The organism is Micromonospora sonneratiae (genome assembly GCF_042679305.1).
GTDB classification, from domain to species: Bacteria; Actinomycetota; Actinomycetes; order Mycobacteriales; family Micromonosporaceae; genus Micromonospora_H; species Micromonospora_H sonneratiae.
Window position 1 is genome coordinate 58,634 of the sequence record NZ_JBHTMP010000015.1, and the last position, 12,970, is coordinate 71,603.

Below are 12,970 nucleotides of genomic sequence, written 5' to 3' on the forward strand. Positions count from 1 at the left end.
CGGCCGCCCGGCTGGGGGTCAGGCGACCCCGGCCGGGCGGAACTGAACGCTGACCCGCGGTCCGACCGGCCGGGCGGTCTTCGGAACGGCGTGCTCCCACGTACGCTGACAGGAACCGCCCATCACGACGAGGTCGCCGTGCCCCAGCGGAAAACGCACACTCGCGCCGCCGTCCCTGGGGCGTAGCAGCAGCGGCCGGGGCGACCCGAACGAGACGATCGCCACCATCGTGTCGACCGTCGACGACCGGCCCCGGGTGTCGCCGTGCCAGGCGACGCTGTCCCGTCCGTCGCGGTACAGACACATGCCGGCGGTGACGAACGGCTCGCCCAGCTCAGCGGCGTAGTGGTCGGTGAGCTGCCGACGCGCCCGGGTCAGCAGTTCGTGGGGCAGCGGCTCGTGCCCGGCGTACCAACGCAGCAGGCGGGGTACGTCGACCTCCCGCTCGTACATCTCCCGGCGTTCGGCCCGCCAGTCGACGTCCCGCAGCAACGTCCGGAGCACGGTGTCGGAGCCGCTCACCCAGCCGGGCAGGTGGTCCACCCAGGCACCACGGGTCAGTTCGTGGCGTCGGACGCGTCCGGCCAGCCGACCCAGTGTGGGTTCGTCTGCCAGATCCAGCATCGAGGGCTGGTACACGACGTCGGCCATCCAGACAGCCTACGCCCGTCTCGAACACGCGTTCGAGACGGGGCGACCGGACAACGGGAGCGCAGCCGGGGCAGCTCGACAGCCTGGACGACGCACCCATGTCGTGGCCGGCACGGCAGAACCCCGCCGGCGCGTACGGGTCGGTACGCACCGGCGGGGCCGGCCGCTCGGTCAGCGCCAGTTGTCGCTGAGGGTCACCGCACCGGTGGGGGTGTAGTGGCGGTTATCGCCGGACTCCCAGGTCACGGTGCCGTTCGGGTCCTTCTTGAGGAACTTGTACTCGAACTGCTGGCCCATCGGCAGGTCGACGGTGCCCTTCCAGATCGGGTAACTGCTCGCGTCGGTGGTCAGGCGAACCGCGTTGGCCGGGTTCCACGAGCCCAACTCCGGGGTCGAACCGACCACGTACACCTCCTGGCCGTACCAGGTGGTCACGTTGGCATGGAAGGAGACCGGCACGACACCGGTACCGCCGCCTGGCTGGTTCCAGGTGACGTTGAAGGAGCTGCCCCCCGTACCGGTCCGGTTCGGGTCGTTCTCCCACTGGGCCGAGCCGTCCGGCGAGACCTTGACGAGCTTCCACTCGAAGGACGTCTCCGCCGGGATGTCGACCGAGCCGGACCAGGCGGGGTAGGTGGTCGCGTCGGTGGTCAGGTGCAGGCCGTTGACGGGGTTCCACGAGCCCAGCTCCGGGATCGAACCAACCACGTACACCCCCTGGCCGTAGGAGGTCTCCACGGTGGCGGCGAAGGAGGTGTCCCCCACCGGCTGCTCGCCCGGGTCGCACCCCTCGGGGTCGTCGCACTCGGTCATCGCCTCGACGTGCAGGGCGACGCCCCGGTTGGCCGGGATACTGGTGGTGAAGCTGCCGCCGGTCACCGCGATCACGCCACCGGTGCACTCGTCGGTGTCCGCGCGGTACGTGCCCCGGGCGACGTTGCAGTATTCACCGTCGGGCAGGTTGGTGGTGAAGGTCCTGCTCCACGCGCTACCGGTGGCGTTGAAGGCCGCGTAGCCCCGGCTGCCCCGGGCGAAGCCGAGCCGACCGTTGCCCTCGGTGACGGTGTTGCCGATGCCGGTGCCCTCGGTGGCGTTACGGAAGCTCGGCATGCCGGCCACCTGCTCGTTACGGTGCTCGCAGATCCACGCGGCACTGGCACAGTCGGTGGCGTTGGTGGTGCCGTTGGCCGAGCTGGGCGGCCCCTGCGCCACCACCGAACCGAAGGCGTAGCTGGACATCAGCTGTGGCGTGCCGTACGGGTGCGCCATCATGAACGCGTCCGCCAGGTAGTAACGGTCGCCGTTCTTGTAGGTCAGCGTCGGCGTCGACCGCTGGGTGTCGTGGTTGTCGACGAAGACCACGGCTTTGGCACTGGTCAACCCCCCGTAGTTGGGCATGTTGGCGAACTGGGCGATGTTGCCGTCCTTGAAGCCCGAGGAGACCGCGCGCTGGTAGTCGAAGTTGGTGACTCCGCCGTACGGGGCATAGGCCGTGTACGGAACGGTCGCATCGCCGTAGACCTCGTGGAACAGGTCGGGCTTTCCACCGAAGCCGGGTACGTCGTGCAGCTTGGCGATGATGTCGGCCAGGTGTGCCTCCTGGACGTGCTTGGCGGCGTCCACCCGGAACCCGGCGACGCCCAGGTCGATCACCGAGTTCATGTACTTGGCGATCTTGCGACGGACGTCGGGGTCGGCGGTGTTGAGGTCGGCCAGGTCGAGCAGTTCGCAGTCCTGGACCTCGCTCTTGCTGTTCCAGTTGCTGATTTTGCGGTAACAGGGGCCGAAGTCGGCGTAACCGTAGCTGTCCCCGGAGCCGTCGTTGAACAGGTTGGGGTAGCTGTACTTGCTGAAGACGGTTCCCGCGCTACCCGGTCCACTGCCGACCGAACCGGTCCCACTCATGTGGTTCAGCACGACGTCGACGTAGATCTTCACCCCGACGTTGCGGCAGCGCTCCACCATGTCGACGAACTCGGCGCGGGTGCCGCGCCGGGTCTGGTCCAACCGGTACGACACCGGCTGGTAGTCCTGCCACCAGGGGTACGTCGCACCTTCGGCACTGGGCAGGACCACGTGTTCCTGCGGCGGCGAGACCTGGACCCCGCCCCAGCCGTTCGGACCGAGGTTGGTCTCACACTCCTGGGCGACCGAGCTCCAGCGCCACTGGAACAGGTGGACGATCGAGTTTCCGTTGCTCTCGACCACCGCCGTCGTGGTCGTCGGTTCGGGAAGTGGTGCGGCGCTGGCGGTGGGGGTGGCCATCAGCGAGACGAGGGACAGGGGGAATCCGATCACGGCCGCCAATGTGGCGGCCAACGGTCTACGGACGGTCATCGCGCTCTCCAAAGCGGGGCGGGGGAACTCCCGGGTGGACGGACGCCGCAGGACTTGCAAATTTCTTGCATGTTTCGCAAGTGCTTCCACGGTGAGACGAGGGTAACAACTCACGGTCGGACTGGGAACCACGTACTTCGATGCTCCACTGCCCAATGAAGACAGATTATTTACCGCTATCTCTATATTTTTCGACCGGCAACCTCGGCAGCTACCAAGAAAAATCTGCAAAGCCTTTCAGTCGATTGGCCGATGTAGCCGATCGCTAAAGTTGTCGATGCGTACCCCTAACAACCGAAGGGACCCTTTTGATGAGTTCGGTAGCTGGCCTTCGAACCGGCGCGACGGTGAGCCTGGCTGCGTTGCTGGCCTTCGGCATCGGCGCCTGCGGATCCTCCGAGGCTCCCCGCGCGAAGTCGCCCACGCCGGAGGCCACCACCAGCGCCACGGCTTCCGCGAGCCCGATCCCGAGCCCGATCCCGAGCCCGACCCCGAGCAGCAACCCGATCCTGCTGTTGAAGGGAAGGTGGGAATCCGTCGGCGAGTTCCCGACCGACGTGTCCTCGGTGAAGGTGGAGGCCGACGGTTCCGCGGTCTACTTCGCCGAAGGCGACCCCCGCACCTACCGGGGCAAGCTCGAGTACACCGGCACCGGCGGCACCCACCGCTACCGGCTCGCCCTGACCGGCAGGGAGGACGGGTCGACCGAGAAGGAACAGAAGTTCACGATGCAGATCGAGCTACTCGAAGGCGGACAGAAGTTCGCCGCCCTGGCCGAGGGCAGCTTCCCGAAGCGGATCTTCCGTAAGAAGTCGTAGCCGGACGTCGGCGCGGCCGGGTGGCCGGCGGATCCCGTACCAGCCGGCCGCCCGACGCATCGACAGTCACCGAATACCAGCGGGCACCAGAGGTTGACGGTGGCGACTATGGTCGTGGGCGTGTCGCTCAGGGTCCGCCGGCAGCGTGACGCCACATCGGACGGTCCCCCCTGTCCCTCCCGGGATCGTGGAGCGGATGCAGCGGCACGACCCATGGGACGCACGCCTCGGACGGAGCCGGGCCGATGATCAAAGGAATTGTCACCGTCACAGTCGTCGCCCTGATCGTGCTCGGCGTCGTGTTGATCGCCGCGTTCTTCCGGCCCCGCCAGCGGGTGCCCCGCAACGCGGGCGAGTTGTGCGACCGCGCCGCCCGGATCATGACTCAACTTCGCAATCCCACTGATCTGGACCAGGTCACGGTGTTGCCACCACAAGCCAACGAGGCCATCCGCCGGTGGCTGGACGACTACCGCAAGGAGTTCAAGCAATGAGCACCAGACGCTCGCGCCCGGCGCGGGCCCTCGCCGGGCTGCTGGCTCTCGCCGCTGCGGCGTCGACCCTGTCGGCCTGCGCCACCCGCTCCGATCCGGACCAGATCATCCTGTACTACAAGTCCGGCGTCGGCGACAACAGGGAGTTCGTCGAGTGCATCGAGCCGGGCGGCTCCGGCTCCTACCCGATCGACGACGTGACCTATCCCCTACCGACCTCCCTACGGACCTGGAACATCCGCCCGGACGGCGGGGACACCGACCAGCCGATCCGGTCTTCGTCGAAGCCCGGCCCCGACGGTCAACCCGGCCCCGACGTGATCGTGCACGCCACGGCCGAGTTCTATCTGAACACCAACTGCGACGACGGTAAGGACTCACCGATCGTGCAGTTCTGGGAGAAGACCGGACGCCGGTACGAGGTGGCGACCGACGGCGAGTTCTCCGACGAGAACTGGCGCAAGATGCTGCTGAACACGTTGGTCCCGGCTGAGGAGAAGGCGATCCGGGAGGCGACGAGGACCTACTCCGCCGACGATCTGGATGCCAACGCCAACGGCATCTGGAAGCAGATCGAGGAGCAGCTCGGGCAGTCGTTCCTGGCCGAGCTGAGGACCAAGACCGGTGGTGACTACTTCTGCGGTCCGACCTTCGACCGTACGAACGGAAGCTGCCCGCCGATCCGGATCTCGATCACCGACATCGGTTTCGCCGACCCCAAGATCGCTGAGGCGCGGGCTGCCGTGTTCGCCGCCCGGCAACAGGCCGCGGCCGACCTGATCAGGGCGGAGGCGAAGGTACGCGAGGCCCAACTGCTGGCCCAGGCGAACAAGACCCCCGGCTACCTGGAGTTGGAGAAGGCCAAGTTGCAGTTGCAGGCCGCCCAGGCCTGCGCGGCGAACCCCAACTGCACCCTCATCGTCGGCGGCGCCGGCGTGAACGTGAACACCAAGTAGTCCCTGGCTCTCCCTCGCCGCCTCCCTGGGGCCGGCGATCTGGCTGGTGGCCGGTCTCGGGTGGCGGTGGCTGGGTGCCGCCGTCGCGTGGGTGGTGCTGGCCGCGCTTGCGGCGTACGGCTGGTCGACAACGGCGAACGACCTGCCCGGCACCGAACCTCGGTGACCGGATCGGTCCGGGTCGGGGCATGATGGTGCCTTACCTCCGGGTAGTCGCCGGACCAGGATCGGAGCATGACCAAAGCACTTGTCGTCATCGACGTCCAGGAGTCCTTCCGGCAACAGCCGATCTGGTCGGCCATCTCCAACCCCGACCTCGTCACCCAGGTGGACCGCCTCGTGACCGCGGCCCGGGACTCGGGTGACCTCGTCGTCTGGGTTCTGCACACCGCACCGGGCAGCAACACCCCCTTCGACCCGACCAGCGGCTACGTCCGCTTGATCGACGGGCTGGTACCGGCCGAGGACGAACCGGTCATCACCAAGACCTCGCGCAATTCCTTCACCACCACCAACCTGCAACAACTGCTCACCGCCCGGGGTATCCGCGAGTTGGTCGTCTGCGGTATCCAGACCGAACAGTGCTGTGAGACGACCGCCCGGGTGGCCGCTGATCTCGGCTTCGACGTCACCTTCGTGACCGACGCGACCGCGACCTTCCCCATCCCGCACCGGGACGCGCCGCAGGGGCTCACCCCGGCCGAGATCCTGGCCGATCCGAGGACGTTGCAGACCACCGACATCGTCACCCGGACCGAGTACGCCCTGGCCGGTCGGTTCGCGACGATCCGTACCGTCGCGGAACTCACCAGTCAGCTGGCCGCACCGGTGAACGGCTGACCACAACGTGCTCCAGGTCGTCTTCCTGCTCGTCCCGCAACTGCACCTGCTGGACCTCGCCGGGCCCGCCCAGGTGTTCTACACCGCTGCGGAGTTCGGGTACGACTACCGGCTCGTCTACGTGGCCGAACAGGAGGAGGTGCCGACCGCCCAGGGCCTACCGGTGCGGGCCACGCTGAACTGGCCGGACCTCGCACCGGGGGACCTCGTCGTCGTACCCGGTTGGCGGGCGCCGAGTCTCGCCCGCACCGGGCCTCTCGGCGCGGACAGCCTGCGCCGGTTGGCCGTCCACCACGCGGCCGGGGGCACGGTGGCCAGCGTGTGTGCCGGCGCGGACGTGCTGGGCCGGGCCGGTCTGCTCGACGGCCGGCGGTGCACCACCCACCACGGGGTGCAGAACGAGTTGGCCCGGCGCTACCCGAGGGCGACCGTGGTGCGCGACATGTTGTACGTCGTGGACGACCGGGTGGTCACCTCGGCCGGCATCGCCAGCGGCATCGACCTCGCGTTGCACCTCGTCGCGGTCCGGCACGGGCCTGCCGTCGCCGCCCGGATCGCCCGGGCGATGGTCGTCTACGCCCGCCGCAACGGCGACGAGCAGCAGGCCAGCGCCATGCTGTGGCACCGGGCGCACCTGCATGACGTGGTGCACCGGGTTCAGGATCTGATCGACGCGCGGTTCACCGAGCGGCTGCCGCTGAGCCGGCTGGCGGCAGCCGGTGGGGTGAGCCAGCGGACCCTGACCCGGCTGTTCGGCAGGGCGACCGGCATGACACCGCTGCGTTACCAGCACCTGCTCCGGGTCGAGCGCGCCGAACACCTGATCGGGCACGGTACGACGGTGGAGTCGGCCGCCCGGGCGGTCGGCTTCGAGGACGCCCGGATGCTCCGCCGGCTCCGATCCCGTTCCTGACCGTCAGGCTCGGGTTCGCTACGGATTCGCCTCGGGATGCGCCTCGGAGTTCGTCTCGGTCCGCTCCGAGGTGGCCGGGGTACGCCGTCCCCGGCCGTCCAGGATCGCCGCCTCTTCCGGGGTGGGAGCCGATCCGCCGAGGTGCGCCGGCTGCCACCAGTCGTCGTCCGGTCCGGCGGGCTGGTCGGGGTATTCCTGCTGGGCCTGGTCGACCAGCGCGGACAACCGGCGTCGCAGCTCGATCGTGGTTCTGCCGGCCTTGTCCGTCGCCTCGAGCGGTTCACCGACCAGGATGGTGATCGGGGTGTGCCGGCGGGTCAGCGTGCGGGGCCGACCCTTGGTCCAGAGTCGCTGGGTGCCCCAGAGCGCAACCGGGATGATCGGCAGGCTGGCCTCCCGGGCCATCCGGGCCGCACCGAGCTTGAGTTCCTTGACCGTGAACGACCGACTGATCGTGGCCTCGGGGAAGATGCCGACAACCTCGCCCCGGCGCAACGCGTCGACCGCAGTCACGAACGCCTTCGCGCCGTCCTGGCGGTCCACCGGGATGTGCCGCATCCCGCGCATCAGCGGCCCGGAGATCCGGTGGGTGAAGACCTCCTTCTTGGCCATGAACCGGACCAGCCTCCGCGACTCGTGCGCGCCGAGGCCGGCGAAGATGAAGTCGAGATAGCTGATGTGGTTGCTGGCCAGCACGGCGCCGCCGCTGGTCGGAACGTGTTCTCCACCGACCACCTTCAGGCGCAGGTCCAGCACTCGAAACATGGTCTTGGCCGCGGCGATGACGGGTGGATACACGATCTCTGGCACGTCCGGACTCTACCCAGTGCCCGGGGTGCCTTAACGGCCACCGTCGGTGTTTCTCCCCGGCCGAGCGAGTCCGCTTCGACTGCCGCTTACCGGTCGGCAGTGAGTGGGGTGGCGAAGAACCCGGTGACGAGTTCGGCGAGCTGCTCCGGCCGCTCCGCGACCATGGCGTGGCTGGCCCCCGCCAACTCCACCACGCGCAGGTGCGGGTTCTCCGCCCGGACCTCGTTGATCCGGGCGAACAGCCCTCGCCGGTACGCCTCGTACAGCTCGTGGAAGGGTTGCTGCTCCGGCAGGTTCTCGGTGGCGAGCACCAGCAGCAGTGGGCAGCGGGTCGCCCGGTAGTCCGGGATCAGATCGAGCGCCGCCATGGCCACCCGCAACTGCTCGGTGGTTTCGGGGCGTGGGCGCAGCAGGGTCCCATCGTCGCGGACGTGCAGGTTCCGCTCGAAGGTCGCCACCCAGGCCTGGCCGGACGGCCCGCCGTAGCGCTCGGCCATCATGCGCTGCCCGGACCGTGCCGCGGTGAGCTGTTCTGTGCTAAGCGGCTCCGCCATCGCCCCGGCCATCATCGCAAAGAGCGTGTGTAGCCGGTCCAGTTCGGCGACCGCCCGTTCGTGGTCCATTCCGGCCAGTTGCTCGGGCCGACTGGGGGGCGGGTTGCCGTCCAGGCTCACCGCTCCCGGACCCTCCGGGTGCCGCTGCGCCCACTGGGCAGCGATCATGCCGCCGAGGGAGACCCCCACCACGGCGGGCGTACCGAGTCCGAGTCCGTCGGCCACGGCATCGAGGTCTCCGAGTACGTCGTCCCAGTTCCAGGGCCCGTCGCCGGACCGGCCGTGGCCGCGCAGGTCGACGGTGACCACCCGGTGTGCTGGCCGCAGCGCCTCGGCCAGCACCTGCATGCTTTCGAGGTTGGCACCGGCACCATGGATCAGCAGCATCGGCGCTCCGTCGCCGCCGAGGTCACGGGCCGCGATCGGGACAGTTGTCGAGTCGATCAGCAGGTCAGGCACGTTTCGACGCTCCCTTGAGTTGGACGAGGCGGTCACGGACCGAGGCCGGCACGACGCCGCCGTCCGGGTGGCGGGCCAGTTTTCCCCGGTTGACCAGGTCGTGGACCCCCTGCCGGGTGATGCCGAGCATCGCTCCGGCCACCGCGTACGACACCGACTCGGCGGTGGGGTGGCCGACCCGCCACGCCACGGCCTGCCCCAGCGGGGTCCCCCACCAGTCGGCGGGTGGCTCGAACGGACCGTCGCCGGGGTACAGCGTGGACATCATCCGGATGATCGTCATGGTCGCTTCCCGCTCGTCGCCGTCGACGATCCGGGCCGCCCACGTCCTGGCCCGGTTCCGGACGACCGTACGCAGCGCGTCGACCGCATCGTCGCCGTCGAGCAGGATCTCCATCGGGTCGAGCAACCGGATGTCGACGAGTCGGATCAGGTGTTCGGTGAGCTGGTCCCGGCTTGGCAGCATCGGCCGACCTCCTCTACTTGACAGCAAGTATCAAGTACTTGACGTCGAGCGTCAAGGAGCAATCGGTACCGCTCATGGCCACCCGACGCGACCAACGCCACCCGAGCCCCTTCTAACGGCAATCGCACTTGCTTCCATGAGAAGTCGTATCCTAATCTTCTCACGACTAAGGGCCGTTTCATCCATTAGAAATGGGGCAACCGTGACCACCTTCCAGACTGGACACGTCGGGCTGAACGTGACCGACCTCGACCGCTCGATCGCCTTCTATCGCCGGGTCTTCGACTTCGAGACCCTCGGCGAATCACGTGACGGCGACCGACGGTTCGCCCTCCTCGGCCTCGACGGCAAGCTGGTGCTCACCCTCTGGCAGCAGAGCACCGGCGAGTTCGCCACCAACCTGCCCGGTCTGCACCACCTCTCGTTCCAGGTGCCCGACATCGACGCGGTACGCCGGGCCGAGACGGTCCTGCGCGAGATCGGCGCCCCCCTGGCGTACGACGGGGTCGTCTCACACGGCGAGGGTGCCTCCTCGGGTGGCGTCTTCTTCACCGACCCCGACGGCATCCGCCTGGAGATCTACGCCCCGTCGGGCGCGCAGGACGCCCCCGCCCCCACCCAGGCCGCGCCCACCTGCGGCTTCTTCTGAGCCGACCCGCCACCGCTGCGGGCCACGGTCGGTGCGCCCGCAGCGGGACCACCCGACACATCGGAGGGAACTGATGAACCACGAAGGCGAACGCGCGGTGCAACGCCGAGCCGGAGTGGCCGCCAAGAACTGGGGCTCGGCCAGGGTGAACGCCACCATTCCCCCGGTGGCGATGGACTTCCTTCGCCAACAGCGGATGCTCATGATCGGCGCGGCGGACGACACGGGTGCGGTATGGGCGAGCCTGCTGGCCGGCGCACCGGGATTCGCCGAGCCGGTGACCGAGCGCAGCATCGTGATCAGCAGTCGACCGACCCCTCAGGACCCCCTGGCCGGCCTCTTCGAGACCGGGCGGGACCTCGGCATGCTCGCGATCGAGCCGCAGAGCCGCCGCCGGATGCGGGTCAACGGCCGGGCCGTCCGGGACGGTGACCGACTCGTGGTCCATACCGAGCAGGTCTACGCCAACTGTCCGAAGTACATCCAGACCCGCGACGTACTGGCCGACGCGCCGGCATCCCCGGGTGGACAGGCCCGTACCGCACCGGAACTCAACGACCGGCAGCGTCGCTGGATCGCCGACGCGGACACCTTCTTCGTGGCCAGTCACTCCCGGCACGGCACCGACACGTCCCACCGGGGTGGCAATCCCGGCTTCGTCACGGTCACCGGTCCCCGCGGTCTCACCTGGCCCGACTACGTCGGCAACTCCATGTACATGACCCTGGGCAACCTCGAACTCGACCCGCGCTGCGGGCTGCTCTTCCTGGACTGGGAACGGGGTCACACCCTGCACCTGACCGGCCGGGCCCGTACCGACTGGGACCCGGACCGGGCCGCGCGGATACCCGGCGCCCGACGGGTGGTCGACTTCGAGGTCGACCGGGTGGTCCAGGTCGACCAGGCCAGTCCGCTGCGATGGACGTTCGGGGGCTACTCCCGCTTCAACCCCCCGGTGTCCTGAACTGCCGCGCACGGTGCAGGGCAGCCCGGCTGACTGGCGGACATCCGGTCAGCCGGGCCCGGGCCGGGTCAGTCCGGACTGGACGGCGATGACGACCAGTTGGGCACGGCTGCGGGCATTGAGCTTCACCATCGCACGGCTCACGTGGGTCCGTACGGTCGCCGGGCTGACCACCAGCTCTGCGGCGATCTCGTCGTTGGAGCGGCCGGTGGCCACCCAACCGACGATCTCACGTTCCCGGTCGGTGAGCCGTTCCAGCTCCGGCTGGGATACGCCGGACGGCGTACCACGGGCGCTGAACTGTTGGATGACCCGACGGGTGACCGAGGGTGACAGCAACGATGCGCCGCCGGCGACCACCCGCACCGCCTGCAGCAGTTCGTCGGGTGGGGAGTCCTTGAGCACGAATCCGCTGGCCCCGTCGCGCAGTGCCGCGAAGATGTACTCGTCCAGTTCGAACGTCGTAAGCATGACGATACGGACCATGGCGAGCGCCGGGTCCGAGGTGATCTCGCGTAGGGCGGCCAGCCCGTCGGAACGCGGCATCCGGATGTCCATCAGCACCACGTCCGGCAGGGTGCTCCGGACCAGTTGCACAGCGGCCCACCCGTCGGCGGCCTCGCCCACGAACTCGGTGTCGTCTTCGCTCTCCAGTAACGTACGCAACCCCATCCGGACCAGGGCCTGGTCGTCGACGACCACGACCCGGATCATGACCGCTGTCCCGGTACGTCGGCGGCACCGGATCGGTCAGTCAGCGGCAGCCGGGCCCGAACGGCGAATCCGCCCCGGGGTCGTGGACCCGCGTCGAGCCGGCCACCGAGGGCCTCCGCACGGGCCCGCATTCCGGCGATGCCACTGCCCGGACGGCTGTCGTCCCCCTGCCCCGTACCGGTGCCGCCGGCGCGACCGTCGTCGGTGACCTCCAGTACCAGGTCGCCAGCGTCCCGGCTGGCCCGCACCCGAGCCCGCGTCGCGCCAGCGTGTCGCAGCACGTTCGTCAGTGACTCCTGCATGATGCGGTACGCGGCGACGTCGACCTCGGGCGGCAGGTCACCGGCCCGGAGATCGGCGGCCACCACCAGTCCGCCGCCACGGATCCGGCGCAGTAGCCGCTCCGCGTCGGCCAGGCCGGGGGCCGGCTCCCGGGGAGCGTCCCCGCCCTCGGGTCCACGTAACACACCGAGTTGGGCCCGCAGCCCGTGCAACGACTCACGGCTCGCTGCCTGGATCGCCTCCAGCGACTCGCGAACCCGGTCTGGACTACGCTCCAGCACGTGCAACGCGACTCCGGCCTGCATCGCGATCACCGCAAGACCGTGTCCCACCGAGTCGTGCAGTTCCTGCGCCATCCGTAGCCGCTCCTCCGAGACCGCCTGACGCGCCTGCGCCACCCGCACGCTGGCCTCCGACTCCCGGCGGATCCGGACCGCCGCGCCGATGGCGGTGAACACGGCCACCAACGTGAACGAGGTCGCCAGCCAGTCCAGATCCGGCTTCCCGCCGAACCGTATGCCGCCGGCCAGGTACACCGCCACCCCCAACCCGCCGGTCCAGGTCAACGCCCGGCGCAGCGGCCACGCCGCAGCGACCCCGGCGGCGGCGACCGGAACCGCGATGAGGATCGGCCCGACGGGGTACCCGACGGCCAGATAGGTCACGACCGCCCCGGCGCAGCAGGCGAACGTGACCAGTGGAAACCTCCACAGCACGGCTGCGGAGAGCGCCGCGGACACGACCAGGGAGTACGCGAACAGGTCCGGCTCCCGGCTCCATCCGACCTCGTCCGCGCCGGCCGAACCGGTACCCACCAGTCCGGGGATCATGATGAGCAGCACCGGCCAGGTGTTGCCCCAGTGACGTTTCAGGTCGTCGGAACGCACCCGCCCACTCCCATGTCCCCTTGGTGACCCAACCGGACGGTTGATGCGGCACCGCTCCCGGTGGACGCCACGTACCGGGGCGGTACGTGCTGCAAGGGAGCGGTACGTGCTGCAGAGGATAGGCGTTGCCGGCGAGGTACCGGATCGGTTCGCCGACGCACCCGCGGTACGTCGTT

Annotated in this window: 14 protein-coding genes; 7 read left to right on the plus strand and 7 right to left on the minus strand. The window is 69.1% G+C overall.

The window, feature by feature from the left end; genetic code table 11:
- Nucleotides 1-18 precede the first annotated feature (18 nt).
- Nucleotides 19-651 (minus strand): alpha-ketoglutarate-dependent dioxygenase AlkB, encoded by a 633-nt coding sequence (locus ACFQ4H_RS12375; RefSeq protein WP_377570249.1) that lies wholly within the window; start codon nucleotides 649-651, stop codon nucleotides 19-21.
- Nucleotides 652-822: 171 nt separating this feature from the next.
- Nucleotides 823-2,988, minus strand: a complete 2,166-nt coding sequence (locus ACFQ4H_RS12380; protein WP_377570251.1) for a carbohydrate-binding module family 20 domain-containing protein — start codon at nucleotides 2,986-2,988, stop codon at nucleotides 823-825.
- Between the two features lie 311 nt (nucleotides 2,989-3,299).
- Here ACFQ4H_RS12380 and ACFQ4H_RS12385 point away from each other — a divergent pair, with 311 nt between their 5' ends.
- The 5 genes from ACFQ4H_RS12385 to ACFQ4H_RS12405 all read left to right on the plus strand — a co-directional run bounded on the left by ACFQ4H_RS12385 (nucleotide 3,300) and on the right by ACFQ4H_RS12405 (nucleotide 7,009).
- Nucleotides 3,300-3,806 (plus strand): hypothetical protein, encoded by a 507-nt coding sequence (locus tag ACFQ4H_RS12385; RefSeq protein WP_377570253.1) that lies wholly within the window; start codon nucleotides 3,300-3,302, stop codon nucleotides 3,804-3,806.
- A 245-nt stretch (nucleotides 3,807-4,051) separates the two neighbouring features.
- Nucleotides 4,052-4,300, plus strand: coding sequence for a hypothetical protein (locus ACFQ4H_RS12390; RefSeq protein WP_377570256.1), 249 nt, complete (start codon nucleotides 4,052-4,054; stop codon nucleotides 4,298-4,300).
- Nucleotides 4,297-5,256: an SPFH domain-containing protein gene (locus ACFQ4H_RS12395; RefSeq protein WP_377570258.1), complete on the plus strand. Its 960-nt coding sequence runs from the start codon at nucleotides 4,297-4,299 to the stop codon at nucleotides 5,254-5,256. The genes ACFQ4H_RS12390 and ACFQ4H_RS12395 overlap by 4 nt, the downstream gene beginning before the upstream one ends.
- 234 nt (nucleotides 5,257-5,490) lie before the next feature.
- Nucleotides 5,491-6,096, plus strand: coding sequence for a cysteine hydrolase family protein (locus ACFQ4H_RS12400; RefSeq protein ID WP_377570260.1), 606 nt, complete (start codon nucleotides 5,491-5,493; stop codon nucleotides 6,094-6,096).
- A 7-nt stretch (nucleotides 6,097-6,103) separates the two neighbouring features.
- Nucleotides 6,104-7,009 carry a GlxA family transcriptional regulator gene (locus tag ACFQ4H_RS12405; protein ID WP_377570262.1) on the plus strand — a complete coding sequence of 302 codons (906 nt, stop codon included), beginning with the start codon at nucleotides 6,104-6,106 and terminating at the stop codon, nucleotides 7,007-7,009.
- An 18-nt stretch (nucleotides 7,010-7,027) separates the two neighbouring features.
- On the opposite strand, the gene ACFQ4H_RS12410 is transcribed toward ACFQ4H_RS12405, so the two are convergent.
- The 3 genes from ACFQ4H_RS12410 to ACFQ4H_RS12420 form a co-directional block, all read right to left on the minus strand.
- Nucleotides 7,028-7,819 carry a lysophospholipid acyltransferase family protein gene (locus tag ACFQ4H_RS12410; protein WP_377570264.1) on the minus strand — a complete coding sequence of 264 codons (792 nt, stop codon included), beginning with the start codon at nucleotides 7,817-7,819 and terminating at the stop codon, nucleotides 7,028-7,030.
- Between the two features lie 86 nt (nucleotides 7,820-7,905).
- Nucleotides 7,906-8,832, minus strand: coding sequence for an alpha/beta fold hydrolase (locus ACFQ4H_RS12415; RefSeq protein ID WP_377570266.1), 927 nt, complete (start codon nucleotides 8,830-8,832; stop codon nucleotides 7,906-7,908).
- Nucleotides 8,825-9,298 (minus strand): hypothetical protein, encoded by a 474-nt coding sequence (locus ACFQ4H_RS12420; protein WP_377570268.1) that lies wholly within the window; start codon nucleotides 9,296-9,298, stop codon nucleotides 8,825-8,827. Before ACFQ4H_RS12420 ends, ACFQ4H_RS12415 begins: the two co-directional genes overlap by 8 nt.
- Nucleotides 9,299-9,500: 202 nt before the next feature.
- Here ACFQ4H_RS12420 and ACFQ4H_RS12425 point away from each other — a divergent pair, with 202 nt between their 5' ends.
- Both ACFQ4H_RS12425 and ACFQ4H_RS12430 read left to right on the plus strand, forming a co-directional pair.
- Entirely contained in the window at nucleotides 9,501-9,947 is a 447-nt protein-coding gene (locus ACFQ4H_RS12425; RefSeq protein ID WP_377570269.1) for a VOC family protein, read from the plus strand.
- 73 nt (nucleotides 9,948-10,020) lie between these two features.
- A complete protein-coding gene (locus tag ACFQ4H_RS12430; protein WP_377570270.1) occupies nucleotides 10,021-10,911 on the plus strand; it encodes a pyridoxamine 5'-phosphate oxidase family protein in 891 nt (296 codons plus the stop codon).
- 48 nt (nucleotides 10,912-10,959) lie between these two features.
- Here ACFQ4H_RS12430 and ACFQ4H_RS12435 read toward each other — a convergent pair whose 3' ends face one another.
- On the minus strand, nucleotides 10,960-11,625 hold the full coding sequence (locus ACFQ4H_RS12435) for a response regulator transcription factor (RefSeq protein ID WP_377570271.1): 666 nt from the start codon (nucleotides 11,623-11,625) through the stop codon (nucleotides 10,960-10,962).
- Nucleotides 11,622-12,794 (minus strand): sensor histidine kinase, encoded by a 1,173-nt coding sequence (locus ACFQ4H_RS12440; RefSeq protein WP_377570272.1) that lies wholly within the window; start codon nucleotides 12,792-12,794, stop codon nucleotides 11,622-11,624. The genes ACFQ4H_RS12435 and ACFQ4H_RS12440 overlap by 4 nt, the downstream gene beginning before the upstream one ends.
- Nucleotides 12,795-12,970 lie beyond the last annotated feature (176 nt).

What these genes read in the sequence shown, in the direction of transcription:
- ACFQ4H_RS12390 (WP_377570256.1), top strand. Translation starts at nt 4,052, where the DNA reads ATGATCAAAGGAATTGTCACCGTCACAGTCGTCGCCCTGATCGTGCTC.
- ACFQ4H_RS12380 (WP_377570251.1), bottom strand. Translation starts at nt 2,988, where the DNA reads ATGACCGTCCGTAGACCGTTGGCCGCCACATTGGCGGCCGTGATCGGA.
- ACFQ4H_RS12435 (WP_377570271.1), bottom strand. Translation starts at nt 11,625, where the DNA reads ATGATCCGGGTCGTGGTCGTCGACGACCAGGCCCTGGTCCGGATGGGG.
- ACFQ4H_RS12400 (WP_377570260.1), top strand. Translation starts at nt 5,491, where the DNA reads ATGACCAAAGCACTTGTCGTCATCGACGTCCAGGAGTCCTTCCGGCAA.
- ACFQ4H_RS12395 (WP_377570258.1), top strand. Translation starts at nt 4,297, where the DNA reads ATGAGCACCAGACGCTCGCGCCCGGCGCGGGCCCTCGCCGGGCTGCTG.
- ACFQ4H_RS12420 (WP_377570268.1), bottom strand. Translation starts at nt 9,298, where the DNA reads ATGCTGCCAAGCCGGGACCAGCTCACCGAACACCTGATCCGACTCGTC.
- ACFQ4H_RS12385 (WP_377570253.1), top strand. Translation starts at nt 3,300, where the DNA reads ATGAGTTCGGTAGCTGGCCTTCGAACCGGCGCGACGGTGAGCCTGGCT.
- ACFQ4H_RS12375 (WP_377570249.1), bottom strand. Translation starts at nt 651, where the DNA reads ATGGCCGACGTCGTGTACCAGCCCTCGATGCTGGATCTGGCAGACGAA.
- ACFQ4H_RS12430 (WP_377570270.1), top strand. Translation starts at nt 10,021, where the DNA reads ATGAACCACGAAGGCGAACGCGCGGTGCAACGCCGAGCCGGAGTGGCC.